The organism is Mesorhizobium sp. 128a, assembly GCF_053848025.1.
On the sequence record NZ_JBSPKY010000002.1, the window covers coordinates 39,823 to 63,467 of the forward strand.

Here is a 23,645-nt window from a genome sequence, read left to right on the forward strand (position 1 = left end):
ACGCTCAGGGCGAAGCAGCCGTGGCTGTCCACAGGCCGGGATAAGTGACGACAAAGCCGGCCGGCGAGACGACGAGGATATCCTCGTAACCGAACATCGGCGCGGCATAGGCATAGCGGCCTTCATCGAGCCGCTGGTAGCTCTGCTCAAGACGCGTCAGCCTGAATTCGGGAAACGTCAGATAGGCGGCCGGCGCGGGCCTTGCCTGACCGACGCCGAGGTCGAACCGGCGGATCGCCAGAAGGTTCGATGCCGGCGTGAAACCGAGATCGACGTCGACCAGGCCTGCGACGTCCGGCTGGATTTCCTCATTCAAAGTCCACTGGCCGTCGGCCGCGCGCTCGATCTCATAGCGCAGCGCGCGCAGGCCAAGAAAGCCATCGACCCGCGCCGACTTTGTCTGCCAGCCGGCATCGCAGGTCACCTGATACGCAAGGCAGCATGGCTGGCCGTCCTGGACGAAAATGGCCTGCCCCCTAAGGCAGTAGCCGTCCGTGATCTGCGAAAGCTGGCAGGAATCGTGGCCCTCCACATCCAGCCGACGCCAGAGAATCGACGCTGGCGTTGATGTCATGGATCCACTCCGTCGAATTCGAATTCAAAAACGATGCTCCTCTTTCGCGTGGCATGCCAACCGTGTTTCATCGCGGCGTTCGGCAGCTGACATGCCCCTGACAGAGTGTGCCGCGATGTCAGCACGGAAAATTGTTGCCTTGACATTCGCGGCCTCACACCCGACTTCCTAGCGCTCCCTAGCAATTCCAGGAAAAGTGGGAACCGGTTTTCCGTCCGAAATTGCGTCAGAATAAAAGAGCTCTAGGAGACCCGCCCATGCCAGAGCCCCGTCGATCGACGATCGATGCCGGAGAAGTCGAACGCTTCTCAGCCCTTGCCGCCGAATGGTGGAACCCGAACGGCAAATTCCGCCCGCTGCACAAGTTCAATCCGGTCCGGCTGGCCTATATCAGGGACCAGGTGGCGGCGCGTTTCGGCCGTGACCCGCGGGCGGCTCGGCCGTTCGAAGGGCTGCGCTTCCTCGACATAGGCTGTGGCGGCGGGCTGTTGTGCGAGCCGATGGCCAGGCTTGGCGCCGAAGTGGTCGGCGCCGACGCATCGGCAACCAACATCGAGGTGGCCAAGCTGCACGCGGCCGAAGGCGGCGTGACGGTGGATTACCGCGCAACGACGGCGGAAGACCTTGCCGACTCCGGCGAGAAATTCGACGTTATCCTCAACATGGAAGTGGTCGAGCATGTCGCCGACATTGACCTGTTCATCGGCAAATGCGCCGAGATGGTGAAGCCCGGCGGCATCATGTTCGTGGCCACCATCAACCGCACGCTGAAGGCACTCGGCCTCGCCATCATCGGCGCCGAATATGTGCTGCGCTGGCTGCCGCGCGGTACCCACCAGTTCGGCAAGCTGGTGCGGCCGGAAGAGCTGGAAAAGGCGCTCGGCAGCGCCGCCATGACCGTCATCGACCGCACCGGCGTCATCTACCACCCGCTCGCCGACCGCTGGCAGCGTTCCAGGGACATGGACGTCAACTATATGGTGTTGGCCGAGAAGGGGTCGGTCTGACCCCTTACGCCTTCTGGCCCTCACGCTTTCTGGCCCTTACGCCTTCTGGCCCTCACGCTTTCTGGCCCTCACGCCTTCTGGCTTTGCGCCTTGGTGGTGATGATCACACCCATGGTGATGATCACCGCGCCGGCCCAGGTCAGCAGCTGATAGCGCTCGCCGAGGAAGATCGTGCCGGCAAACAGGCCGACGGCCGCCGCCACATAGCCGATCTGGCTGAGATAGACCGGTCCGCCCACCGCCTGCAGCCGGAAGAAGAAAGCAAACATCGCCGAGGCTGAGGCGACCTGCGCGACGACGACCAGCGGCACGCTGGCGAGCGGGGCGAAGGCACTGAGGCCGAACAGCACGAGAATGCCGATCAGCAACAGCGTTGCCGAAGCCAGATGGCTGCCGACGGCAAGTTCGATCGGACCGGTGCCTTCAGGCCAGTCCACGGTGCGGTAGATGTTGCCGGCGGCAAGGCTGACCGGGATCAGCAGCCCAACCACCACCCACAAGAAATCAGCCGGCTGGCCGGCCTCGCCGCGCGTCACCGCCACCATGACCGCGCCGATGAAGCCGACGGCGATGCCGACAATGCCGAGCATGCTGGGCCGCCGGACGCGCAGCAGGATCGAAAACACCAGCGTGATGACCGGCGACAACGTGAACATGATGCCGGTGTAGCCGGCGCCGAGATGCGGGATGGCCGAGAACATCAAGAGATTTGGCGCGGCATAGGACACGGCCGCGGTGATGAAGAAATAGCGCAGCCTGTGCGGGGTGAGCCGCATGCGCTGGCCGCTGGCGAGCAGCGCGCACAACAGGACACCGCCTGCGCCGAACGAGATGACGAAGGCCCAGACCATGGCCGGAACACCGGCAGCCGTCGCCAGCTTGCCGAACGGCAGCGTCAGGCCGAGCAGGCCGCCGGTGACCACCAGGAGGCCGAGCGCCGATGCCCAGAGAAGTTTCATCGGATGGTCCCGTCCACTCACTTGAGAAATTGGCACTTGCGGCATTCGGCGAGCCCTGTATTTTCCGATAAGATAACGCAATGATTCTTAACGTCAAGATATTTAACGGTGAGACAAATGGATCGCGCGGCTAAGGCGGTCGAGCAGTGGAAGCGGGAACGGCCGGACCTGGATGTTTCGCCGATGTTGGTGCTTGGGCGATTGAACGAGGCCTCGTCGCTGATCGCCCGCGAACGCCTGGCGCCGCTGTTCGCCCGCTTCGGGTTGCAAGCCGGAGAATTCGACGTTCTGGCGACACTGCGGCGATCGGGATCGCCGCACGCGCTGACGCCGACCGCGCTCTACGAGGCGACGATGGTGACATCGGGCGCCATGACCAACCGGCTCGACCGGCTGGAAAAGGCCGAACTGATCCTGCGCGGCCCGCACCCCAACGACCGGCGCGGCATTGTGGTGCAGCTCACGGAAAACGGTCTGGCCTTGATCGATGAGGCCCTGACCGCCCACGTCGCCAACGAGCATGAAATCCTCGCCGGCCTGACTGGCGCCGAACGGGAGACGCTGGCTCAGTTGCTTGGAAAGCTGATCGGAGGCAGCGTCTAGACCTTCAGCTCGCTCGCTGCCGCGCCAAACGGCGTCGGTCTTTCCGCCGCTGATAAGATATTGCGAGACTGATCATCCACCTGGGCATGTTGAGGTAGAGAAGGGCGTCTCGCAACCCCTCCAGGTCGCGTTCGCTTATTGCCCTGTCGGAGAGATCGGGCATGGCGGCAAGTGTCGCCTCAACGTCTTCAAGCCGATCTTTTCCTGCCGGCAACCTAGCTGCGAAAGCGATCTCTCGGCGCAGGCAACCCGCTCGACCCGATCCCGCAATGTCTCTTCATAGCCGATGCCGCATCGCATCAACCGCGCATGCGTGGCTTCATGGACAATTGTCGACGCAATGTGTGCGGGTGTCGTCCCCTCGCGGGTAAGATAGCGTTCGTCCAGTTCGCAAGCCTTTAAAGACTCTCCCCATTGAGCGACCGATGCCGGCAAGGTTGTGACGAGAATCTGCCCGACATCGCGGCGCAGGTGCGTGTAGCGGATGGGATCGAAATTCTTGATAAGGCCGAGCGCTTCGACGATCTTGTCGACACCTTTGTCGCCAATGATCACTACACCGTCGATCGTTCGACTGGTGTTGAACCTGACGATGGCCCAGCGGGCCAACCGGCTGATAACACCATTTATTCCGCGTTGCCGCTCAATCGTTTCCAGGTCGCGCAAAACTCCCTTGGAACTCAGTTGCGGTCCTCCGGAAAACTCGGGATCGGCATAAACTCCACGCCATCCTCGGCCAGGCCTTTGGCTTCGTCCAGCGTCGCCTCGCCATAGATGCCGCGCGCATCGGTTTCACCGAAGTGGATCTTGCGTGCTTCCTCGGCGAATTTGTCGCCGACATAGTCGGCATTCTCGCGCACCTTGTCGGCCATCGCCTTCAGCTGCGCCAGCGCCTGCTTCTGCGCTTCGCCCATGGCCAGCGCGATTGTTTCCTGCTTGCGCGCCGTGGAGACAGCCGGCGCCATCAGCGCCTTTTGCACCTTGTGCGAACCGCACGCTGGGCAATCGACAAAGCCACGCTTCTTCTGCGTGTCGAAATCGTCATTGCTGCGGAACCAGCCCTCGAATTCGTGCTCGTGTTCGCAAATGAGCGAGAAACGGATCACGAGGCGGCGCCCCTGAGCCGTGGCGCCTCGGCCGTGCCGGCATTGATGGCAAAGTCGCGCGCGTTCTTGAGGTTGGGGATTTTCTTGCGCGCGGCCGACGACTGTGCGGTGTCGATCTCGGCGACGATCACGCCAGGCTCGGCATGCGCCGCCTCAGCGATGATGCGGCCCCATGGATCGACGATCAGCGAATGGCCATAGGTCTCGCGCCCGTCCTCATGCAGGCCACCCTGGGCCGCGGCGACGACATAGGCGCCGTTTTCGATGGCGCGCGCCCGCAGCAGCACATGCCAGTGCGCCTCGCCGGTCTGGCGAGTGAAGGCGGCGGGCACCGACAAAAGATCGGCACCGGCCAGCGCTTCGGCGCGGAACAGTTGCGGAAAGCGCAGGTCGTAGCAGACGGCAAAGCCCAGCCTGGCGCCATCGATCTCTGTGACGACGGCCTCGGTGCCCGGCTCATAGGCGGCGGATTCGCGCCAGCTCTCGCCATTGTCGAGATCGACATCGAACATGTGGATCTTGTCGTAGGTGGCAAGCGTGGCGCCGTCCGGTCCAAACAGCAGCGCCCGGTTGGCGAGCTTGCCGTCGGCGCGCAGGATGGCGGTCGAGCCGATATGCAGGAAGACGCCGAGTTCGCTGGCGAGCTTGCGCGCGGTCGAAACCACGATGTCCTTTTCTTCCGAGGTGAACGAGGCAGCCCTGGCTTCCTTGTCACGGATCAGCGCACCGGTCATTTCCGGGGTCTGGATGTAGGTTGCGCCGAGGCTTGCCGCCTCACGCACCAGCCGCTCCAGATCGACCGCGTTGCGCTCGGGGCTTTCGCCCGAACGCATCTGGATCGCCGCCGCCTTGAAAACACCCATGGTCATGTCCCCTTTGAGCAATTCCAGGAAAAGCGTGTAGCGGATTTCCGTCCGGAATTGCGTAAAACAAAGAAAAGAGCGGTTCTACGAACCGGTCTGCGTCGTCGAGCCGTCGGCAAGCAGCCTGTCCAGCTGCCCCCGCGCCTCCAGTTCGTGGAGTTCGTCGGAACCGCCGACATGCGTGTCGCCGATGAAAATCTGTGGAAAGGTGGTTCGCCCATGCGCCCGCGAAATCATTTCCTGGCGCAATTCCGGCGAAAAGGAAGCGTCATGCTCGGTGTAGGCGACGCCCTTGCGGTCGAGCAGCCGCCTGGCCGCCGCGCAATAGCCGCACATCATGCGGGTGTAAATCGTCACATCGAGCATCAGTCTGCAATCCTGTCTTTCCCTGATCTTATATAGTCGCGGACTCGTCGGCCCGAAAGTCCCCCGGCAGGACACGCGCGAAGGTCAGGACGTCAACCGCTGCTGCGCCGCCCTTTTTCAGTGCCTTGGCGACCGAGCGCACGGTGGCGCCGGTGGTGTAGACATCGTCGACCAGAAGCACGCGGCGGCCGACGATCTCGATTTCCGCTTCGGTGGGCACACGGAAGGCCGCACGCACATTATCCTCGCGCTCCTGCCGCTCCAGCCCGACCTGCTGGCGTGTGAGCTTGACGCGCCGGATCGCCGAGGGCGAGAAAGGCACCCCGCTGAGCTGCGCGACCGCCCTTGCCAGTTCCGCCGACTGATTGAACTGCCGCCTGAAAAAGCGCCGCCAGTGCAGCGGCACCGGCACGACGACATCGGCGTCCGCGATCAGTTCAGCGCCGGAGCGCAGCATCCAGCGCGCCATCCATGGCGCGAGATCGGTGCGATCCTGGTATTTCAGCCCTTGCACCATCTGGCGGGCGACGCCCGAATAGGCCACCGCCGCCCGTGCCCGCTCGAAAGGCGGCGGATCGGCGATCGCTTCGGCCGACAGGAACCCCTCGCCCATGTCGTGGGTGAATGGCGTGCCCATCACCGCGCACCATGGCCGCTCCAGGAGCCGGAGCTTGGGCCAGCAGGCGCCGCATAAAACGCCGGGCTGAGAGACATGCCTGCGGCAGCCGGCGCAGACCGGCGGGAACAGCACCCGCGCCGGCCAGTCCAACATCGTTTGAGCGAGGCTCTTGATCTCCATCACCGGATCGGCCACGTGGTTTGTCGTCCGCGCCACTTTTATCACAAGGCGGACAAACAGGGATGTTTGCCTTGCAGCCCATCATCGATACAGAGCTCTGGCTGGCACACAAGCGCCGGGCATTGGGCCATCCCGTGGCCGGCGCCGATTTTCTGATGCGACGGGCAGCGGAAGATCTTGCGGACCGGCTCGGCGCGGTCGAACGAAAATTCGGCAAGGCCGCCGTGCTGTTTTGCCAGACGCAGGACGCAACGGACGTTGTTGCCGCAAGCGGCAAGGCAGCGGAGATCGTGCGCGTCGAGGCTGACGCGGCGTTTCTGGCCGACCGGCCAGGGCTGGTCGCACCGCCGGAGACCGTGCCGTTTCCGCCGGAAAGCCTGGATCTCGCCGTCTCGCTGCTGTCACTGCAGGCGATGAACGACATTCCAGGCATGCTGGTGCAGATCCGCCGCTCCCTGCGGCCCGACGGGCTTTTCCTTGGTGCCTTCGCCGGCGCCGGCACGCTTTCCGAACTGCGCGAAAGCCTGCTCGCCGCCGAGACCGAGCTTTATGGCGGCGCCAGCCCGCGTGTCATCCCCTTCACCGATGTCCGCGACGCCGGCGCGCTGCTGCAGCGCGCCGGCCTTGCGCTGCCGGTGGCCGACGTCGAAACGGTGACCGTGCGCTACGATACTCTTTTCGACCTCATCGCCGATCTCAGGGCGATGGGCGAAACCAGCGCGCTGACCGATCGCAGCCGGCGGCCGGGTGCGCGAAAGCTGTTTGCCCGTGCCGCCGAAATCTATGCCGAACGTTTTTCGGACGCCGATGGCCGGATCAGGGCAAGTTTCTCTGTCGTCTGGATGTCGGGCTGGGCGCCCGATGCCTCGCAGCAAAAACCCTTGAAACCGGGCTCGGCGAAGGTCTCGCTGAAGACGATACTGGAAAATCCCGGCGGGCGGTGACGCCGCTCCGGATCAGTGCTCGGCGAAGGCGTTGGCAAGCTTGCTGTTGGTGTCGCTGAACAGAAACTGGATCGCATTGCTGACCTTGCCGACGCCGCCGACGATGGCAAGCGACAGCACGGCGACGATCAGGCCATACTCAATGGCCGTGGCGCCAGTCTCGTCTTCCAAAAATCGCTGCAACAATGTCTTCATGATCATCGATCCCTCTTGTCACGACCATACCGCCGACCTGTTAAGAAAGGTTAACGGCACAAGCTTAACAGGCGGTGAAACGGGGCCTGCGTTAAGGAAATCAATAAGCTTTTGTTGACCTTCTTCGTCAGCAGTCGCCGCTGCGCCGGCCGTCGGCGCGGATGATGCAGACCGAACTGGGTGACGGCTGCAGCACGCTCCTGCGCAGCGTATAGGTGGCGCGCGAGCCGACCGAGCCGGTGCTCATCGTGTCCAGGCCGCTTGCAAGAGCATCGCGGCTGGACAATCGCGTCTGTTTATCGAGGACGGGGACCGCAATCAGGGCCAGCGCCACCGCGGCCGAGCCGAACAACAGCGTGATGCGCAATACGCTGATGCCGGCATTGGCGGCTCGAAAGCTGCGATCCGGCCGGATCGAGTCCCATTCCCTGTCGAGGCTCATGCAATCGCTCCGGCGAATCCGCTTTGCCGCAATTTTTCACGACGAGATAAATCTTCCATTAACGCTGGCTACATCAGGCGGCGAAACGGCTGAGATCACAGCAGGTCGATGAGGAACTGGATCAGCGGTGCGTCGGCCGGCGGCATCGGGTAGTCGCGCATCTGCTTTGGCCGCACCCATTTCAACGCCTGCCCCTCTTTCGGCTGCGCGATACCGCGAAAGCGGCGACAGACGAAGAGTGGCATCAAGAGATGGAAATCATCATAGGAATGGCTGGCGAAGGTGAGCGGCGCCAGGCAGGGTATGTCGGTCTCGATGCCGATCTCTTCCTGCAACTCGCGGATCAGGCATTCTTCCGGCGTCTCGCCAGGCTCGACCTTGCCGCCCGGAAACTCCCACAGGCCGGCAAGTTGCTTGCCCTCCGGCCGCTGCGCCAAAAGCACGCGGCCATCGGTATCGACCAGCGCGCAGGCGGCGACCAGGAGCAGGCGTTTGCCGGTGAGAATCTGGCTCATGCGCCCGGCGGCCGTCGATAGTGGTAGCGATAGACTTCCTCGAATCCCAGCGAGCGATAGAGCGCCAGCGCCGGCGCATTGCCGGCCTCGACCTGCAGCCAGGCTTCCCGCGCCCCGCGCAGCCTGGCCCATTTCAGCGCCGACAGGATCAGGTTGCGGCCATGGCCCTTGTTGCGCGCCGACTTGTCGGTAGCGATCTCGAACAAGCCGGCAAGATCGCCGTCATGAACGCAGATTAGCACCGCCAGCGGGTCGGCCCCCTCCTCGAGCGCAAACAGTCCGACCTCGGGTTGAATCGCGCCGATGATTTCCGAAAGACCTGGCCGTAGCGATGCATCCGAGCCGCTGACCTTGAGCGAGGCACCAAGAAAGCGGCTGATATCCTTCAGCGGAATCTGGTCCATGGCCGGCGCCAGCTGCGCGTCCGCCAGCGGCAGCCGCATCACCAGCGATTCGTCGAATGTGCTCCAGCCCTCATTGTCGAGATGCCTGGCCAGGTCCGGCCCCGACAGCGGCGAGATGCGGAAGGTCAGCGGCCTGCCATAGGCGTCGAAGCGCCGGCTGGCGCGGCCGATGCGCTCGGCAATGTGCTGGGTGTCGCCGGGATCGAGCGGGTTGACCGAGTTCAGCCGCTTGGCCGGATGACCTGCCGTCAGCCGCACCACCCAGGTGCCGTCATAATGGACGGCCGCAGCTGGCCAGGCGCGAAAACCCGCCGCCTCGTAGCGGCGCACGATGGCGAGCATGCTTGCCGGATGCCTGGAAGCCAATTTCATCAGCTCCGGTAGTCGCCATTGATGGCGACATATTCCTTGGTGAGATCGCAGGTCCACACCGTCGCCTTGCCGCGGCCGATACCGATATCGGCGCGGATGCGGATGTCGTCGCGCTTCATATAGGCCGAGGTCGCTTCCTCGGAGTAGCCGGGGTCGCGTTCGCCTTCATGCGCCAACCGGTTGTCGCCAAACCAGATCGACAGGCGGTCGCGGTCGGCCGGCTCGCCGGCCTTGCCGACGGCCATGACGACGCGGCCCCAGTTGGCGTCCTCGCCGGCAACCGCCGTCTTGACCAGCGGCGAATTGGCGATCGACAGCGCGATGCGCTTGGCCGAGCGCGCCGATTTCGCGCCGGTGACGGTGACTTCGACCTGCTTGCGGGCGCCCTCGCCGTCGCGCACCACTTGCAGCGCCAGCGATTTCAGCACCTTGCCAAGTGCGCGGCGGAAGGCGCCGAGGCGCGCGTCCTTGGGATCGCTGATGGCGGGCGCACCGCGCTTGGCGGCAGCACCGGTGGCGAACAACAGCAGCGTGTCGCTGGTCGAGGTGTCGCTGTCGACGGTGACCGCATTGAAGGTCTTGGTCGTGCCGCGCGACAACAAATCCTGCAACACGGGGGCGGCGATCGGCGCGTCGGTGGCGATGAAGGACAGCATCGTCGCCATGTCGGGCGCGATCATGCCGGCGCCCTTGGAAATGCCGTTGATGATGACGTCGGCGTCGCCGAGCTTGACCGTCGCGGTCGCCACTTTCGGATAGGTGTCGGTGGTCATGATGGCCTTGGCCGCTTCGGTCCAAAGGTCTGGCTTGCCGTCCTTGACCAGTCCGGCCAGCAAATGGCTGAATTTGGTGGTGTCGAGCGGCTCGCCGATGACGCCGGTGGAGGCGAGGAACACTTCGCCTGGCGTGCAGCCGGCAGCCTTGGCCGCCGCCTCTCCGGTCAATTGGGTGGAGGCGCGGCCCTTCTTGCCGGTAAAGGCGTTGGCATTGCCGGAGTTGACGACCAGCACCCGCGCCTTGCCGGCGCCGAGGTTCTGCCGGCAGAAATCGACCGGCGCCGAGGGGCATTTCGATTTCGTGAACACGCCGGCGACAGCTGTGCCGTCATCGAAGACCATGGCCAGGAGATCGGTGCGGTTCTTGTATTTGATCCCGGCCTCGGCAGTGGCGATGCGTACGCCCTCAATGGCAGGCATTTTGGGATATTTCTTCGGCGCGAGCGGCGAAATCGTTGCGGACATGGGGGACCTCGGGCGACGGAAAACGCTGGGGAAGGCCGGTTTGCCCGATACCAAGGCCCGGCGCAAGGGCGTTTTCTCGCCTTGTCGGCGTCGGCAAGCCACCTTGGATTAAGCTTGCATTTCAAATCCGTTGGCGTCACCGCGGCCTCTGGCGTTATGATATCGGCCATGGGCAGGCTGGTTATCTTGGCAGTGGCGTTTATGGGGCTTTTGCTCCTGAGCGCCGATGCGCAGCCGGAACGGCGCGTGGCGCTGGTCATCGGCAACGGCACCTATGCCGAAGCCGGCACGCTCGCCAATCCGGTCAACGATGCAACAGACATCGCCGGCAAGCTGCGCTCGATCGGCTTCGACGTCATCGAGGGCAACGACCTCGGCAAGCGCGAGCTCGAGCGCAAGATCGGCGAATTTTCCGATGCGCTGGAAGGTGCGGGCGTCGGGCTTTTCTACTACGCCGGCCACGGCCTGCAGGTCGAAGGGCGCAACTATATCGTGCCGGTCGACGCCCGGCTGGACATGCCGGTGAAGCTGCAGCTCGAAGCCGTGCCGATCGACGAAGTCCTCGACATCATGGAGCAGCATACCAAGGTCAGCCTGGTGTTCCTCGATGCCTGCCGCAACAATCCCTTTGCCCGCAGCCTGAGTCGCACCGCCACGACGCGCTCGGCGACGGCGCTTGCCGGCCTGGCGCAGTTCGATTCGACGCGCGGCTCCTTCATCGCCTTCTCGACGGCCCCAGGTGCTGTTGCCATGGACGGAACAGGACGCAATTCGCCGTTTGCCGCCGCCCTGCTGCGGCACATGGCCCAACCCGGCCAGAGCATCAACGACATGATGATCGCGGTGCGCCGCGACGTAGTCTCCGAAACTCGCGAGGGACAGCGCCCTTGGGAACAGGGTTCGCTGCTCGAGCGGTTCGAGTTCGTGCCTGGCGGCGAAACGGTGGCGCAGCCGAAGCCTGCCGTCGCCCCGGCGCCAGAGACAAAGGTCGCGGCACTCGAACGATCCGTCGGCGACGACAAGACCGCGATCGAGAAATTCCTGCGCGACGACTATCTGGCGCCCGATGCAGCAGCGATCGGCGAAACCGTCAAGCGGCTCTATGCTCCTTCCGCCACCATCTTCGGCACGCGCTATGACAGCGACGCCGTCGTCAAGCTCAAGACTGACTGGTTCGCGCAATTTGCATCCTGGTCGTTCGGTCTCGAGCCCGGCAGCCTCGAAGTGACACCGCAGGGCGAGGACCGCGCCGAAGCCGCGTTCGCGATGAGCTATGACTATGTGTCTAAAGACAAATCGGCGGCACGCATGACCGGCAAGGCTCGAGTCACGCTTGGGCTGGTGAAGAGCGGCGGCCAATGGCGGATCGCGTCGGAAACCTCGCAAGCGATGAACTGATCGCTGTCGAGGGCGAGCCTCGGGCATGCGCCCTCCTGCCCCAAAGCGTATCTGCTGCGCCGCGATTCCCGACTTCCACCCTATCGCTTGAAACGGGCCGTTTCGTTTGACTGCCGTCTCACCTATATTGCCGGCGAATTGTTGGCGAGGACAGACATGGGCGAGGATCCGGCGCGCAGATCGATAGGGGCGCGGCGCAACCCAGACAGCGCCGAGGCCATTCTCGAGGCTGCGGAGGCAGTGCTGGTCGAGGCCGGCTATGCCGGCTTTTCCATCGAAGCCGTCGCGCGGCGTGCACGCGCCGGCAAACCCACGATCTATCGTTGGTGGCCGAGCAAGGCGGCCTTGCTGCTGGAGGTCTACAAGCGGCAAAAGCGCGTCTCCGTGCCCGATACCGGTAATCTCGAAGACGATATCGTCGGTTTCCTTCAAAACCTCTTCTCGCACTGGCGCGATACATCTTCGGGCAGCGTGTTCCGCTCGCTGATCGCCGAAGCGCAGTCCGATGAAGCGGCGGCCATGGCCCTGACTGGCTATGCCGATGGGCGTCGGTCCCACACCGCCCGGATCATCGAGCGCGCCAAGGCGCGAGGCGAGGTTGCGGCCGATATCGATGCAGCGCTGGTCGCCGACCTCATGGCTTCCTATGCCTGGAAACACCTTTTGACCAACCGTCTCGACGAAGACGAGGTTACAATCCGTACCACCGTCCGCTATGTGATATCTGGCATCTCTCGCTAATCGCTGACTTATCGCCGGGGGGCGACTTGACCGAAAACGCGTTACCAATTCTGCCCGTCAGCCTGGTCATCGTTTCCGACTATCTGACGCCCGATGGCGATGACGAACTGCGTCGGGCAGTGCGCGCCTATGCGCAGGATGCGCGTGGCGTGCCCGGTGAAATCATCATCATGCTGCCGCATGGCCACGCATCGTCGATCGAAGCCGAACTGTCCGGCAAACCGGCCTTTTCCTGCCCTTCGGTGATCGTCGCGACGCATGACAGCGACGAGTCCTCGCAACTGAAAGACGCCGCGCTGGCCTATTGCAGCCATGACCTCGTCGCTGTCGTCGAGGCCGACTGCCTGACGCGGCCCGGATGGCTGGCGATCCTCTACGAAGCTTTCGAGAGGAACCCGAAGATCGATGCGGTTTCCGGTCGTACCATTTATGACCAAGACACCATGATGATGCGGGTGATGTCCCTGCTCGACCGCGGCTTCATCGAACGCCGCAACCGCAACGGCCAGATCATCCATGTCAGCAACAATGGCGCTCTGTACCGGCGGTCGGTTCTCGAACGCCACCGCTTCGAAGCCGACCACGGACCTTTCGTCTCCTCGCATCTGCGGCAGCATGAGATGTTGAAGGATGGCGTGGCGATGGAGGTGGCCACCGAGGCGGTCTCGATCCATGCCTATGAGGGGCTGGGCTTCATCTGGGATGTCAGGCGCAACAAGGGCTACCAATTCGCGCGCATGGATTTGCTGTCGAAGGGCCGATGTTCGAGGTTGGGCCTCGCCTGCCGGGCGGTGAGAACGTCCTTCAAGGAAAACCAGCAGACGGCGCAGGCCGTCGGCACGGCGTTTTGCCGCTGGACGGACTGGCCGCTGTTCTGGGCGATGATGCTCCTGGTGCGCATCCCCGAATTCATCGGTGCCCTTGCCGCAGGCGATCCGGCGGCGTTCAAGGCTTCCACCCACTATCGCTGACTTCCGCCAGCCAAGGCTCGAAACGAAAAGGGCGCCAAACGGCGCCCTTTTGCATGGCTTTTCGATGCTGGCCTACTTGCCGGCTTCCATCGTGTCGACAGCCTTCTTCAGATTGGCGTCGGGGATTTCGACCTTGGCGGCGCCGCGCAGCTGCTTGACCAACGCGAAGTACTTGTCGCGGATGACCGCCTGCTTGGCCTGGTCCTTGACGTCGTCGAAGGCCGGCGGCTGCTTGACCCGCTTGTCCTCGAGCTTGATGACGTGCCAGCCGAACTGCGACTGCACCGGCTCCTTGGTGTATTTGCCGACGTCGAGCGCGAATGCCGCCTTGTCGAACTCGGGCACCATCTGGCCAGGTCCGAACCAGCCGAGATCGCCGCCATTGGTCTTTCCGGAGGGATCGCTGGTGTGCTCGTTGGCGAGCTTCTGGAAATCGGCGCCTCCGTCGAGCTGCTTGATGATCGCCTCGGCCTCTTCCTTCGTTTTCACGAGGATGTGACGGGCATGAACCTCATTGACCGGCGGCGTGCTGGCGATTTCCTGGTCGTAGCGGGCGCGCACCTCGGCGTCGGTGACCTTGTTGACGACGCCCTTCTCGACCATCTCACCATGCAGCGCGCGCTGCTGCAGGAACGCCATGCGGCGCTGGAATTCAGGATCCTTGTCGAGCCCGGTAGCGACCGCTTGGGCGGCCATGACGCGGATTTCGATGGCCGCCGAGAGGGCGGCGGCGCGGCGCTGCTCGGGCGGCAACTGCGCGAACTGCTGCGACAGCTCACCCTCCGCAAGCCCAAGGTCCGCCTCGGTCAGCTTCTCGCCATTGACGGTGGCGACGACCGCGTTGGGATCGACGGGTGCGGCGGCCGGCGCGGCAGCATCGGCCGGGGCGGGAGCGGCTTCCTGCGCCATGACAGGCGACAGCGAAAGAGCCGACAGGCCGAAGACCAGGCCAAGGCTGGCGAGCGACGCACGGCGAAACAGTAAGGACATCAAGATTAACTCCAAGGGGGATTGGTCGGGCTTGCAGATCAGCCGGATTGTGGCGGAATTTGGCGCTGCCCATGGGGCTAACGCGGCGTTGACATCAGTTGAGCCCCCTCTTATCTGTCCAACGACTTTGCGTCCAGAACCGTTTTCCGGGCGCTTTTTGCGTTTGTCTGCGTTTCACGCGGAATTGATGGGGCCGGCCGGCGCTCATCTCAAGATTGAGAATTCTATCGAAAGGACCATTGGATGGTCAGTCTCGGCGGTCTCGCCCGTAAGGTTTTCGGTTCCTCCAACGATCGTCGCGTCAAATCGACCCGGCCTCGCGTCGAGGCGATCAATGCCATGGAAAACGAGATGCGGGCATTGTCCGACGCCGACCTTCAGGCGCGCACGGAGAAATTCCGCCAGGACTTCGCCAACGGCGCCACCCTCGATGATCTGCTGGTCCCGGCGTTCGCCACCGCCCGCGAAGCGTCCCGCCGCGTGCTCGGCATGCGCCCGTTCGACGTGCAGCTGATCGGCGGCATGGTGCTGCATAATGGCGGCATCGCCGAAATGCGCACCGGCGAAGGCAAGACCCTGGTCGCCACCCTTCCGGTCTATCTCAACGCGCTGGCCGGCAAGGGCGTCCATGTCGTCACCGTCAACGACTACCTCGCCACGCGCGACTCCGAATGGATGGGCCGCGTCTACAAATTCCTCGGCCTCTCGGTCGGCGTCATCGTCCACGGTCTGTCCGACGAGGAGCGCCGCGTCGCTTACGCCGCCGATGTCACCTACGCTACCAACAACGAGCTCGGCTTCGACTATCTGCGCGACAACATGAAGTACGAGCGCGCCCAGATGGTGCAGCGCGGCCACAATTACGCGATCGTCGACGAGGTCGATTCCATCCTTGTCGACGAGGCGCGCACGCCACTGATCATTTCCGGTCCGCTCGAGGACCGTTCGGAAATGTACAACACCATCGACGCCTTCATGCTGCAGCTCGGCCCGGCCGACTACGAGATCGACGAGAAGCAGAAGACCTCGATCTTCACCGAGGAAGGCACCGAGAAGCTGGAAAACCTGCTGCGCGCGGCCGGTCTGCTCAAGGGCGAGTCGCTCTATGACGTCGAAAACGTCGCCATCGTTCACCACGTCAACAACGCGCTGAAGGCGCACCGGCTGTTCCAGAAGGACAAGGACTACATCGTCCGCAATGGCGAGATCGTCATCATCGACGAGTTCACCGGCCGCATGATGCCGGGACGCCGCTATTCGGAAGGCCTGCACCAGGCGCTCGAAGCCAAGGAGCATGTGGCGATCCAGCCGGAAAACCAGACGCTGGCCTCGGTCACCTTCCAGAACTATTTCCGCCTTTACAAGAAGCTGTCCGGCATGACCGGTACGGCGCTGACCGAGGCCGAGGAGTTCGGCAACATTTACGGCCTCGAGGTCACCGAGATTCCGACCAATCTGCCTGTCATCCGCAAGGATGAGGACGACGAGGTCTACCGGACGGTCGAGGAGAAGTACAAGGCGATCGTCAAGGAGATCAAGGAAGCGCGCGCCAAAGGCCAGCCGACGCTGGTCGGCACCACATCCATTGAAAAATCCGAGCAGCTGGCCGAGCGCCTGCGCAAGGAAGGGTTCAAGGATTTCGAGGTGCTGAACGCCCGCCACCACGAGCGCGAGGCGGCCATCGTTGCCCAGGCCGGCAAGCCCGGCGCCATCACCATCGCCACCAACATGGCCGGACGCGGCACCGACATCAAGCTCGGCGGCAACGCCGAGATGCGCATCGAGGAAGAACTGGGCGACATGCCTGCGGGCCCCGAGCGCGAGGCGCGCGAAAAGGAAATCAATGCCGATGTCGAGCGCCTGAAGGAAAAGGCGCTAGCCGCTGGTGGCCTCTACGTGCTCGCCACCGAGCGCCATGAATCGCGCCGCATCGACAACCAGCTCCGCGGCCGCTCAGGCCGCCAGGGCGACCCTGGCCGTTCGAAATTCTTCCTGTCGCTGCAGGACGATCTGATGCGCATCTTCGGGTCCGAGCGCATGGACGGCATGCTGCAGAAGCTCGGCCTCAAGGAAGACGAGGCGATCATCCATCCGTGGATCAACAAAGCGCTGGAAAAGGCGCAGAAGAAGGTCGAGGCGCGCAACTTCGACATCCGCAAGAACCTGTTGAAATACGACGACGTCTCGAACGACCAACGCAAGGTGGTGTTCGAGCAGCGCATCGAATTGATGGACGGCGAAGGCCTGTCCGAAACGATCGCCGAGATGCGCGAAGGCGTCATCGAGGAGATCGTCACCAAGAACATCCCCGAAAACGCCTATGCCGAGCAGTGGAACGTCGCCGGCCTCAAGGCCGAAGTCGCCGAGTTCCTCAATCTCGATCTGCCGGTCGAGGACTGGGTCAAGGAAGAAGGCATTGCCGAGGATGATATCCGCGAGCGCCTGACCGAGGCCGCCGACGCCGCCGCCAAGGAGCGCGCCGAGCGTTTCGGGCCCGACGTGATGAGCTATGTCGAACGTTCGGTGGTGCTGCAGACGCTCGACCATCTGTGGCGCGAGCACATTGTCAACCTCGACCATCTGCGTTCGGTCGTCGGTTTCCGCGGCTACGCCCAGCGCGATCCGCTGCAGGAATACAAGAGCGAGGCGTTCGAGCTGTTCCAGGCGCTGCTCGGCAATCTGCGCCAGGCCGTCACCGCGCAATTGATGCGCGTCGAACTGGTCCGCCAGGCCGCCGAAGCCCCGCCTCCGGAAGCGCCGGACATGTTCGGCAGCCACATCGACGGCACCACTGGCGAGGACGACTTCCAGGGCGGCGAAACGGCGCTTCTGGTCCGCCAGGAGAGCAACGCCATCGTCGCTCCCGAAGACCGCGACCCGAACAACCAGGCAACCTGGGGCAAGGTCGGCCGCAACGAGGCCTGCCCCTGCGGCTCCGGCAAGAAATACAAGCACTGCCACGGCGCGTTTGCCTGATTTCGACCGCTAGACTAGGGTGTCGGGGCCGGTTATGGGCCGGCCCCGATTTTTGAAGGCAGGCGGCGTCAGCTGCGAAGGAACGTCAGCAGATCGGCATTCAGCCGGTCCTTATCGACGTGAAGCAAGCCGTGGGACCCACCCTCGTAAACCACGAGCTTGGCCTGCGGCATGAGCTTGGCGGTCAGGTTCCCGGAGATCTCCAGCGGGACGATCTGATCGTCGCTGCCGTGCACCACAAGCGCGGGGACAGTGATCTTCTTGAGGTCCTCGCGGAAATCGGTTTCCGAGAAGGCACCAAGTGCGTGATAGGCGGCGAGCAGCCCGGTTGCCTGTCCCTGCCGCCAGTAGTTTTGCCGCAAGCCCTCGGAGATCTTCGCGCCCGGCCGGTTGAAGCTGTAGTACGGCATGGTGACGTCGATATTCCATTGCGAACGGTCAGCCTGCACAGCCGCGCGAAAACCGTCGAACACCTCCTTGGGGGCCCCCGTCGGATTGGTCTCGGTCTTGAGCAGGAATGGCGTCACCGCGGAGACAAAGGCGGCCTTGGCGACGCGGCCCTGGCCATGGCGTCCGACATAACGGGCGACTTCGCCGCCGCCCATCGAATGACCAATGAATGTCGCCTCGCGGAGGTCGAGCGCATTGACCAGTTGTGCCAGATCGTCGGCGAACGTGTCGTAATCGTAACCGTTCGCCGGCTGGCTTGACCGTCCGAAGCCACGACGGTCATGGGCGATGACCCGATAGCCGTTCTGCAGCAGGAAGAACATCTGGTCCTCCCATGCATCGGAGGAGAGTGGATAGCCGTGGCTGAAGACGACGGCCGGTCCCGTGCCCCAATCCTTGTAGTAGAGGCTGGTGCCGTCCTTGGTGGTGAGATGGTTCGCTGTCGGCTCGCCGGCATTTGCAGGCACCAGGGTTTTGCACCGGCAGCACCGGCGCTGGCAGCGGCAAGGCCGACGCCAGCGGCGACGCCTTTCAAGAGGTTGCGCCGGAAAGCGCTGTCAGGTGTCGAGATCGTGGACATGGTGAACTCCGTGAAAAGAAGCCGCTTGCGGCGGCGGGATTGGTGAATGGTCGGGAGAAGAACCGGTCTGCCCGGTGGTTGGCAGAAAAGTTCGGAGTGGAATCAGAAGCCGGGGCGATCAAGGATTGTCATGAAAGGCCCTTTAGCTGTCTATCGATAGGTAGATAACGACACAGCAGTTAGGCCTTTCCTTTCGCTGCGTCAACAACTATCTATCGAGTGGTAGACAGAGGATGAAGATGGCTAAAACGAAAACTGACATGCGCGAGGCGGTTATGGCGGCCGCAAAAGCGACAGTGCAGGCGCATGGCTACAACGCCCTCAGCTTTCGCGAGCTTGCCAAAGAGGTCGGGATCAAGAGCGCCAGCGTGCACTATCACTTCCCCACCAAAGGCGACCTGGGGGCCGCGTTGGCGCGTCGCTATACCGAGGATGGGGCCAACTATCTGTCGGAGCTGCTTGCAAATTCCAGCGACGCGACCTGGCGCATGGACAGATATACGGAAATCTTTCGCTCGGCGTTGGCCAATGACAATCGCATGTGCCTGTGCGGGATGATGAGCGCGGAACTCGCCGACCTTCCCACGGAGGTGCGAACCGAGGTCGACAAGTTTGCCGAGACGAATGTCGGCTGGATCACCCAGGTTCTGGCGCAGGCAAACCCTGCGGCGAGCGAGCATGATTTGCGCGACCACGCGATGGCGATCTTCGCCGCCATCGAGGGAGCACAGCTCGTGGCGCGCGGTTGCCAGGACATCGGCATCTATGATCGAACGATCAGGGCGTATCGCGCCACCGGCCTCATGCCGTGATTGCCTGCGGCCGCGCTCGACTAGACTAGGTCGGGGGGCGCGAAGGATCGCTGATCTCTCAGTCGAAACTTTGGAACAAGCTTCTCACAACAACCCTGAATCGCGCGCTGCCGCCGTCGCTTCACCGCGCGACACCGCGTCCAGCTTGCCCAGCACGGCCGAGACATGGTGATCGACCGTTTTGGGCGAAATCGTCAATTGCTCGGCGATCCGCTTGTTGGAGAGGCCGCGTTCGATCAGCTGCAGCACTTGCATCTGGCGCAAGGTGAGGCCGGCCAGGTTGGCGCGCGTCGAGCGGCGTGGGCCACGGGCAATGTTGTTGACGCCGTTGCGACGCATCGTTTCACGCACATGCTGGGCGACCGGCCTGGCTCCGAGCCTCTCGAAAATCTCCAGCGCCGTGCGCTGCGCCTCCTCGTCGCCCTGGGTGAGCACAAGCGCGCGTTCGTACGGCGCATGCAATTCGTCCCAGAGTGCCGCGGCCGCCTGCCAGTCGCCGGCCAGCAGCAGGCGGTAGGGCTCGGCCATGCCTGATATGTCGCCCGGATCCTGGTCTGGAGCCAGCATTCGCCGCCATGCGGCCAGCTCGGCGAAAACCGCCCTTGTCGGCGCCATGGCTTCGGCACGATCGATCAGCAGCAAGGCCGCGTCCCTGTCGCCCTGGCCAAGCCATGCCTGCTCAGCCATGAGAGCCGCATGAGGCATCAGCCGCTGCAGCTCCGTGCCTTTTTCCAGGAACAGCATCATTTCGGCAAATAGCGGCTCGGCTGACGGATCGCCACGCCGCATCCGCAATTTCGCCAGCGCCACCACGGCGGGATAGCGAACCAGCATCGCAGTCTGGCCGCTGGAAAGCACGTCAAGCGCCTCGCTGGCAGCGTCTTCCCAATGGCCTTGGCGCAGCAACAGCTGCGCCTTTACGCCGCGCATATAGTCGCGCCAGGTCACGAGATCATTGTCGACGCAGTAATCGATGCCGCGTTCAAGAAAGGCCTGCGCCTGGCTGAAGCCGAGCTGGTTCATCTCGGTGCAGGCGCTGTTGGTGAAGGCGCGCGCCGCATGCTCCTGAAGGTTCTGCTCCAGCGCGATTTCCAGGCTGCGGGCGAGATCCGCACGCCCCTTGGCAAAATTCAGCCATTGCCCGGCGGCGCCGACGTTGTTGAGCGCATGGCAGACGATGTCGGGCCTGTTCATGCGCTCGGCCAGGCTGACGGCCTTCTCGCCAAGCTTCAGCGCCTTGTCCGGCCTCTCGGCCAGCATCGCCAGTTGCGACAGATTGGAATAGGCCATAGCCAATTCAGGGCCGGCAGGCACGGTTTCCAACAGCGCGACCGCATCTTCGCCAAATCTGTCGGCGGCGCCTCGGTCGCCTGCGAGATAAGCAAGGCGCGACAGCCACCGCAGGCTGTCGCCTTCCTTCGCCCTGTTTCCGTTCGCCTGATGCAGATTGCGCGCATGGGTCTGCGCCTGAATCGCCTCGTCGATCCGCCCGATAAGATGGCACTCGAACGCATAACTCTCGTTGAGCGACGCGCAGTCTTCCGCCCACTGGCAGTCCACATGCCGTAGCGCGACCTCATAGTATCCGGCGGCGTCGCGATGGGCGCCGACACGCGAGGCCTCGCGGGCGGCAATCGGTGCGAGTGCACGCACTGCCTCCAGATTGTTCGCCTCGACCGCATGATGGACCAGGCGGCCGGTGGAAACGTCGCCATTTTCGAGCAGCGCAGCCAAAGCGCGCTGGTTGAACTGCCGTCTGTGCGAGGTTGTCAGCATCATTTCGATGGCGCGCCGCGCAATGTCGTGGCGGAAGGCGTAGCTGTCGCCCAGATCGTCGAGCAGTCCGTTGGCGACGCACTCGGCAAGCTGGCCGGCGCTGGCCACGCCACACAGGCCCTGCAGGGCCCAGGCGTCGGCCCGGCGCGGAAACACCGACACCGCGTCGAGCATTGCGCGAGCCCCCGGCGACAGCCGCTCTGCCCGCGCCAGTACGGCGTCGCGCACGCTTGCCGGCAACGCCGATTCATTTTCGGCTGACAGCAGTTCGGTGACGAAGAAGGCATTGCCGGCGGTCGCCCGGTAGATGGCGTCGCCGTCGCGGCCGGCTGCATCGGCCAGCGACAGCACGGCCGCCTCGCTGAGCAGCGGCACGTCGATGCGCGCCACGCTGCCTGCAGGGATTTCGCCCAGCGCGCGGCGGACCCTGACCTGCGCCTCGCTGCGGTCGGTGCGCGCGGTCACCAGGAGCAGGATCTGGGTGTTGGCGATACGCCGGCCGAGGAAGCGCACGAAATCGAGAGTCGCATCGTCGGCCCAATGCAGGTCCTCGATCACCAGCAGGCTCGGTCCTTTCGCCGCGAAGGCGTCGAGCGCATCGGAAAACAGCGGCAATCTCTGTCCATGCCGGGTGTCGATGGCGCGCGGCAGCGCCCATTGCGCCTCACGGGCCAGATCGTAGAGAGGCCCCAGCGGATCGGGAATCGACAAATCCTCGCAAGCGCTGCGCAACGTCGCCGCGCTCTGCCCGACACGGGCCGCGAACGCCTCGACAAGCGCCGTCTTGCCGGCCCCCGCCTCCCCCGCCAGCACCGCAACGCGGCCATGGCCGCCTATTGCATCGCCAAGCAGGCTCTCCAGTTGCTGCAGCTGCGTCTGCCGTTCCAGAAGCATCATCATCATCGTCTCGTATGATCGGAGTTTTCCCACCATGGCGGGCCGCTCTCGATAGCCCGGGAAGAGAGCGGCGCAATGTGACTTTGCACACATTGCCGTGACTCTCTCCACAAAGAACGACGCCAACATAGGGAATCGTCCCGCCAAATATGGGGAATCGTTCCGATGCGCGGGCCGGCACGGCGTGGTCAACGTCCAGCTGCGCTCCGATCGAGCGTGAATCAATGGAAAAGGAAGCCTTCCATGCCTCGCTATCTGATTGAACGGACATTTCCGGACGGCCTCAACATACCGATGACCGACATCGGCGCCACCGCGGTGGGTGGCGTCGTCATGCGCAATGCCGAAAAGGGCGTCACCTGGATCCAGTCTTTCGTCACACCCGACAAGAAGCGCAGCTTCTGCATTTACGAAGCGCCCTCGCCCGAAGCGATCCGCAGCACCGCCCAGAAAAACTCGCTGCCGGTCGACAGGATCACGGAGGTGCGGGTTCTTGACCCTTACTTTTACCTCTGATCACAGGCTCGGTCGCTACAATGATGAGAATCAAACTGCCCTTCGCAGCCATGGCGAACTGCCTGACGGCCTGCCGGTCTGTGGAGCCGAGCCTGTCCTGGGAAAGACCGGCCATTCCCTGCTCGGCCGTCTATGGCGGTTCGCGACGAAGCTGCCTGCGCATCTGTCCGAAAGGCGGCGCCTGCCCCCGGAAGGCGACTATCTGAGGCGCGACATCGGGCTGGCGGAGCGGGAAGTGCCGCAGGAATATTGGCAATACTACTTTTGGGATCGTTGATTCTGCTCGATTTTTAGCGGCGACAGCCAGAAGTTCGGCAACCGGTCGCCGCATAGCCATCACATGAACCGGGACGAACAAAACCGTCCCGCCAACCCAACGCCGCTGGCGTTTCGGCAGGCCCGATCGGCCGCCGTCGCCTCAACAAACGGACTAAACACCATGACCATAACTCTTTGGACGACACGCTTTGCGGCCCTGGCCGCCATCTCGATCGCGGCCGGCACCGCCCAGGCGCGCGACGGCAATCCGCTGGCCGAAAAGGTGCGCGACGCCAACAGCCGCTTCGAGAATGTGGCAGCCGCCACAGCCGAAGGCTACGCCCCGATCCCTTGCGCCAGCGGCATCACCGGCGGCGCCATGGGCATCCACTATGTCAACGGCGCCTATCTCAAGGACGATGCCGTCGATGTCGCCAAGCCCGAGGCGGTGATGTACGAGCCGATGGCCGACGGCAGCCTCAAGCTGATAGCGGTCGAATACATCACCTCGAAGGGGCCGGCCTCGCTCGAAGGCCAGCTGTTCAACTTCAACAGCGCCCCCAACCGCTACGGCCTCGGCCCGTTCTACGAACTGCATGTCTGGGCCTGGAAACAGAACCCGACCGGCGCCTTCGCCGACATGAACCCCAAAGTGTCGTGCGATGCGATGAAGGGGATGTAACGCTCCCCATGCGACACCTCGGCACCGGACAAACCCCGGTGCCTGGCCTTCCCCCTTGGCGGGGGGAGGGGCGAGCGCACGCCGACCGGCTCCCCAGTCTTCCCCGGCGTTCGCTCGCCTTCTGTTTTGCACGAGCACGACGAGCGACGTACCTTGCACATGCGACTGTGCTTGCCCGCTCTGTGCACCCGCACCCACCCACCCTTTC

The 23,645-nt window shown here is 63.6% G+C and carries 25 protein-coding genes and 1 pseudogene; 11 read left to right on the forward strand and 15 right to left on the reverse strand.

Annotation, left to right across the window (positions count from 1 at the left end):
* Positions 1-4: 4 nt before the first annotated feature.
* Positions 5-574, reverse strand: coding sequence for a putative glycolipid-binding domain-containing protein (locus ACWTU9_RS03775; protein WP_455857161.1), 570 nt, complete (start codon positions 572-574; stop codon positions 5-7).
* 257 nt (positions 575-831) lie between these two features.
* Between ACWTU9_RS03775 and ubiG the strand changes: the two genes are divergently transcribed.
* Positions 832-1,581: a bifunctional 2-polyprenyl-6-hydroxyphenol methylase/3-demethylubiquinol 3-O-methyltransferase UbiG gene (ubiG, locus tag ACWTU9_RS03780; RefSeq protein WP_455857162.1), complete on the forward strand. Its 750-nt coding sequence runs from the start codon at positions 832-834 to the stop codon at positions 1,579-1,581.
* 68 nt (positions 1,582-1,649) lie between these two features.
* Here the strand turns inward: ubiG and ACWTU9_RS03785 are convergent, their stop codons facing one another.
* Entirely contained in the window at positions 1,650-2,540 is an 891-nt protein-coding gene (locus tag ACWTU9_RS03785; protein ID WP_455857163.1) for a DMT family transporter, read from the reverse strand.
* Positions 2,541-2,657: 117 nt separating this feature from the next.
* On the opposite strand from ACWTU9_RS03785, the gene ACWTU9_RS03790 reads away from it, so the two are divergent.
* Entirely contained in the window at positions 2,658-3,143 is a 486-nt protein-coding gene (locus tag ACWTU9_RS03790) for a MarR family winged helix-turn-helix transcriptional regulator (protein WP_455857164.1), read from the forward strand.
* 135 nt (positions 3,144-3,278) lie between these two features.
* On the opposite strand, the gene ACWTU9_RS03795 is transcribed toward ACWTU9_RS03790, so the two are convergent.
* From ACWTU9_RS03795 to ACWTU9_RS03815, 5 genes are all read right to left on the reverse strand, one after another.
* On the reverse strand, positions 3,279-3,809 hold the full coding sequence (locus ACWTU9_RS03795; RefSeq protein WP_455857165.1) for a hypothetical protein: 531 nt from the start codon (positions 3,807-3,809) through the stop codon (positions 3,279-3,281).
* Between the two features lie 14 nt (positions 3,810-3,823).
* Positions 3,824-4,249, reverse strand: a complete 426-nt coding sequence (locus tag ACWTU9_RS03800) for a DUF1178 family protein (protein WP_455857166.1) — start codon at positions 4,247-4,249, stop codon at positions 3,824-3,826.
* The gene (locus tag ACWTU9_RS03805; RefSeq protein ID WP_455857167.1) at positions 4,246-5,112 is read right to left on the reverse strand and encodes a carbon-nitrogen hydrolase family protein; all 867 of its coding nucleotides are present in this window, start codon (positions 5,110-5,112) and stop codon (positions 4,246-4,248) included. Before ACWTU9_RS03805 ends, ACWTU9_RS03800 begins: the two co-directional genes overlap by 4 nt.
* 84 nt (positions 5,113-5,196) lie before the next feature.
* Positions 5,197-5,478, reverse strand: coding sequence for a glutaredoxin 3 (gene grxC / locus ACWTU9_RS03810; protein WP_454586157.1), 282 nt, complete (start codon positions 5,476-5,478; stop codon positions 5,197-5,199).
* Positions 5,479-5,506: 28 nt separating this feature from the next.
* Positions 5,507-6,292 carry a ComF family protein gene (locus ACWTU9_RS03815; RefSeq protein ID WP_455857537.1) on the reverse strand — a complete coding sequence of 262 codons (786 nt, stop codon included), beginning with the start codon at positions 6,290-6,292 and terminating at the stop codon, positions 5,507-5,509.
* Positions 6,293-6,348: 56 nt separating this feature from the next.
* Here ACWTU9_RS03815 and ACWTU9_RS03820 point away from each other — a divergent pair, with 56 nt between their 5' ends.
* Complete coding sequence (locus ACWTU9_RS03820) at positions 6,349-7,221, forward strand: class I SAM-dependent methyltransferase (protein ID WP_455857168.1); 873 nt, start codon at positions 6,349-6,351, stop codon at positions 7,219-7,221.
* Positions 7,222-7,233: 12 nt separating this feature from the next.
* On the opposite strand, the gene ACWTU9_RS03825 is transcribed toward ACWTU9_RS03820, so the two are convergent.
* From ACWTU9_RS03825 to argJ, 5 genes are all read right to left on the reverse strand, one after another.
* On the reverse strand, positions 7,234-7,416 hold the full coding sequence (locus ACWTU9_RS03825; RefSeq protein ID WP_142866391.1) for a Flp family type IVb pilin: 183 nt from the start codon (positions 7,414-7,416) through the stop codon (positions 7,234-7,236).
* Positions 7,417-7,543: 127 nt separating this feature from the next.
* Positions 7,544-7,858, reverse strand: coding sequence for a hypothetical protein (locus ACWTU9_RS03830; RefSeq protein ID WP_455857169.1), 315 nt, complete (start codon positions 7,856-7,858; stop codon positions 7,544-7,546).
* 95 nt (positions 7,859-7,953) lie between these two features.
* Positions 7,954-8,373 carry an 8-oxo-dGTP diphosphatase MutT gene (gene mutT, locus ACWTU9_RS03835; protein WP_454573279.1) on the reverse strand — a complete coding sequence of 140 codons (420 nt, stop codon included), beginning with the start codon at positions 8,371-8,373 and terminating at the stop codon, positions 7,954-7,956.
* Positions 8,370-9,119: a GNAT family N-acetyltransferase gene (locus tag ACWTU9_RS03840; RefSeq protein ID WP_455857538.1), complete on the reverse strand. Its 750-nt coding sequence runs from the start codon at positions 9,117-9,119 to the stop codon at positions 8,370-8,372. The genes mutT and ACWTU9_RS03840 overlap by 4 nt, the downstream gene beginning before the upstream one ends.
* 29 nt (positions 9,120-9,148) lie before the next feature.
* Positions 9,149-10,390: a bifunctional glutamate N-acetyltransferase/amino-acid acetyltransferase ArgJ gene (gene argJ, locus ACWTU9_RS03845; protein WP_455857170.1), complete on the reverse strand. Its 1,242-nt coding sequence runs from the start codon at positions 10,388-10,390 to the stop codon at positions 9,149-9,151.
* 168 nt (positions 10,391-10,558) lie between these two features.
* Between argJ and ACWTU9_RS03850 the strand changes: the two genes are divergently transcribed.
* The 3 genes from ACWTU9_RS03850 (at position 10,559) to ACWTU9_RS03860 (ending at position 13,500) form a co-directional block, all read left to right on the forward strand.
* Positions 10,559-11,788 carry a caspase family protein gene (locus ACWTU9_RS03850; RefSeq protein WP_455857171.1) on the forward strand — a complete coding sequence of 410 codons (1,230 nt, stop codon included), beginning with the start codon at positions 10,559-10,561 and terminating at the stop codon, positions 11,786-11,788.
* Between the two features lie 156 nt (positions 11,789-11,944).
* Complete coding sequence (locus ACWTU9_RS03855; protein ID WP_454586160.1) at positions 11,945-12,529, forward strand: TetR/AcrR family transcriptional regulator; 585 nt, start codon at positions 11,945-11,947, stop codon at positions 12,527-12,529.
* A gap of 26 nt (positions 12,530-12,555) precedes the next feature.
* Complete coding sequence (locus tag ACWTU9_RS03860; protein WP_455857172.1) at positions 12,556-13,500, forward strand: glycosyltransferase; 945 nt, start codon at positions 12,556-12,558, stop codon at positions 13,498-13,500.
* Positions 13,501-13,572: 72 nt separating this feature from the next.
* On the opposite strand, the gene ACWTU9_RS03865 is transcribed toward ACWTU9_RS03860, so the two are convergent.
* Positions 13,573-14,490 (reverse strand): peptidylprolyl isomerase, encoded by a 918-nt coding sequence (locus ACWTU9_RS03865; protein ID WP_454573273.1) that lies wholly within the window; start codon positions 14,488-14,490, stop codon positions 13,573-13,575.
* Between the two features lie 243 nt (positions 14,491-14,733).
* Here ACWTU9_RS03865 and secA point away from each other — a divergent pair, with 243 nt between their 5' ends.
* Entirely contained in the window at positions 14,734-17,466 is a 2,733-nt protein-coding gene (gene secA, locus ACWTU9_RS03870; RefSeq protein ID WP_455857173.1) for a preprotein translocase subunit SecA, read from the forward strand.
* A 68-nt stretch (positions 17,467-17,534) separates the two neighbouring features.
* Here the strand turns inward: secA and ACWTU9_RS03875 are convergent.
* Positions 17,535-18,496, reverse strand: a pseudogene (locus ACWTU9_RS03875) (alpha/beta fold hydrolase).
* Between the two features lie 239 nt (positions 18,497-18,735).
* Between ACWTU9_RS03875 and ACWTU9_RS03880 the strand changes: the two are divergent.
* Positions 18,736-19,308, forward strand: a complete 573-nt coding sequence (locus ACWTU9_RS03880; RefSeq protein ID WP_455857174.1) for a TetR/AcrR family transcriptional regulator — start codon at positions 18,736-18,738, stop codon at positions 19,306-19,308.
* Between the two features lie 84 nt (positions 19,309-19,392).
* Here ACWTU9_RS03880 and ACWTU9_RS03885 read toward each other — a convergent pair whose 3' ends face one another.
* Positions 19,393-22,017 carry a helix-turn-helix transcriptional regulator gene (locus ACWTU9_RS03885; protein ID WP_455857175.1) on the reverse strand — a complete coding sequence of 875 codons (2,625 nt, stop codon included), beginning with the start codon at positions 22,015-22,017 and terminating at the stop codon, positions 19,393-19,395.
* A gap of 207 nt (positions 22,018-22,224) precedes the next feature.
* On the opposite strand from ACWTU9_RS03885, the gene ACWTU9_RS03890 reads away from it, so the two are divergent.
* The 3 genes from ACWTU9_RS03890 (at position 22,225) to ACWTU9_RS03900 (ending at position 23,437) form a co-directional block, all read left to right on the forward strand.
* The gene (locus tag ACWTU9_RS03890; RefSeq protein ID WP_455857176.1) at positions 22,225-22,497 is read left to right on the forward strand and encodes a DUF4242 domain-containing protein; all 273 of its coding nucleotides are present in this window, start codon (positions 22,225-22,227) and stop codon (positions 22,495-22,497) included.
* Positions 22,475-22,774: a hypothetical protein gene (locus ACWTU9_RS03895; protein WP_455857177.1), complete on the forward strand. Its 300-nt coding sequence runs from the start codon at positions 22,475-22,477 to the stop codon at positions 22,772-22,774. Before ACWTU9_RS03890 ends, ACWTU9_RS03895 begins: the two co-directional genes overlap by 23 nt.
* Before the next feature lie 162 nt (positions 22,775-22,936).
* A complete protein-coding gene (locus ACWTU9_RS03900) occupies positions 22,937-23,437 on the forward strand; it encodes a hypothetical protein (RefSeq protein ID WP_455857178.1) in 501 nt (166 codons plus the stop codon).
* Positions 23,438-23,645 lie beyond the last annotated feature (208 nt).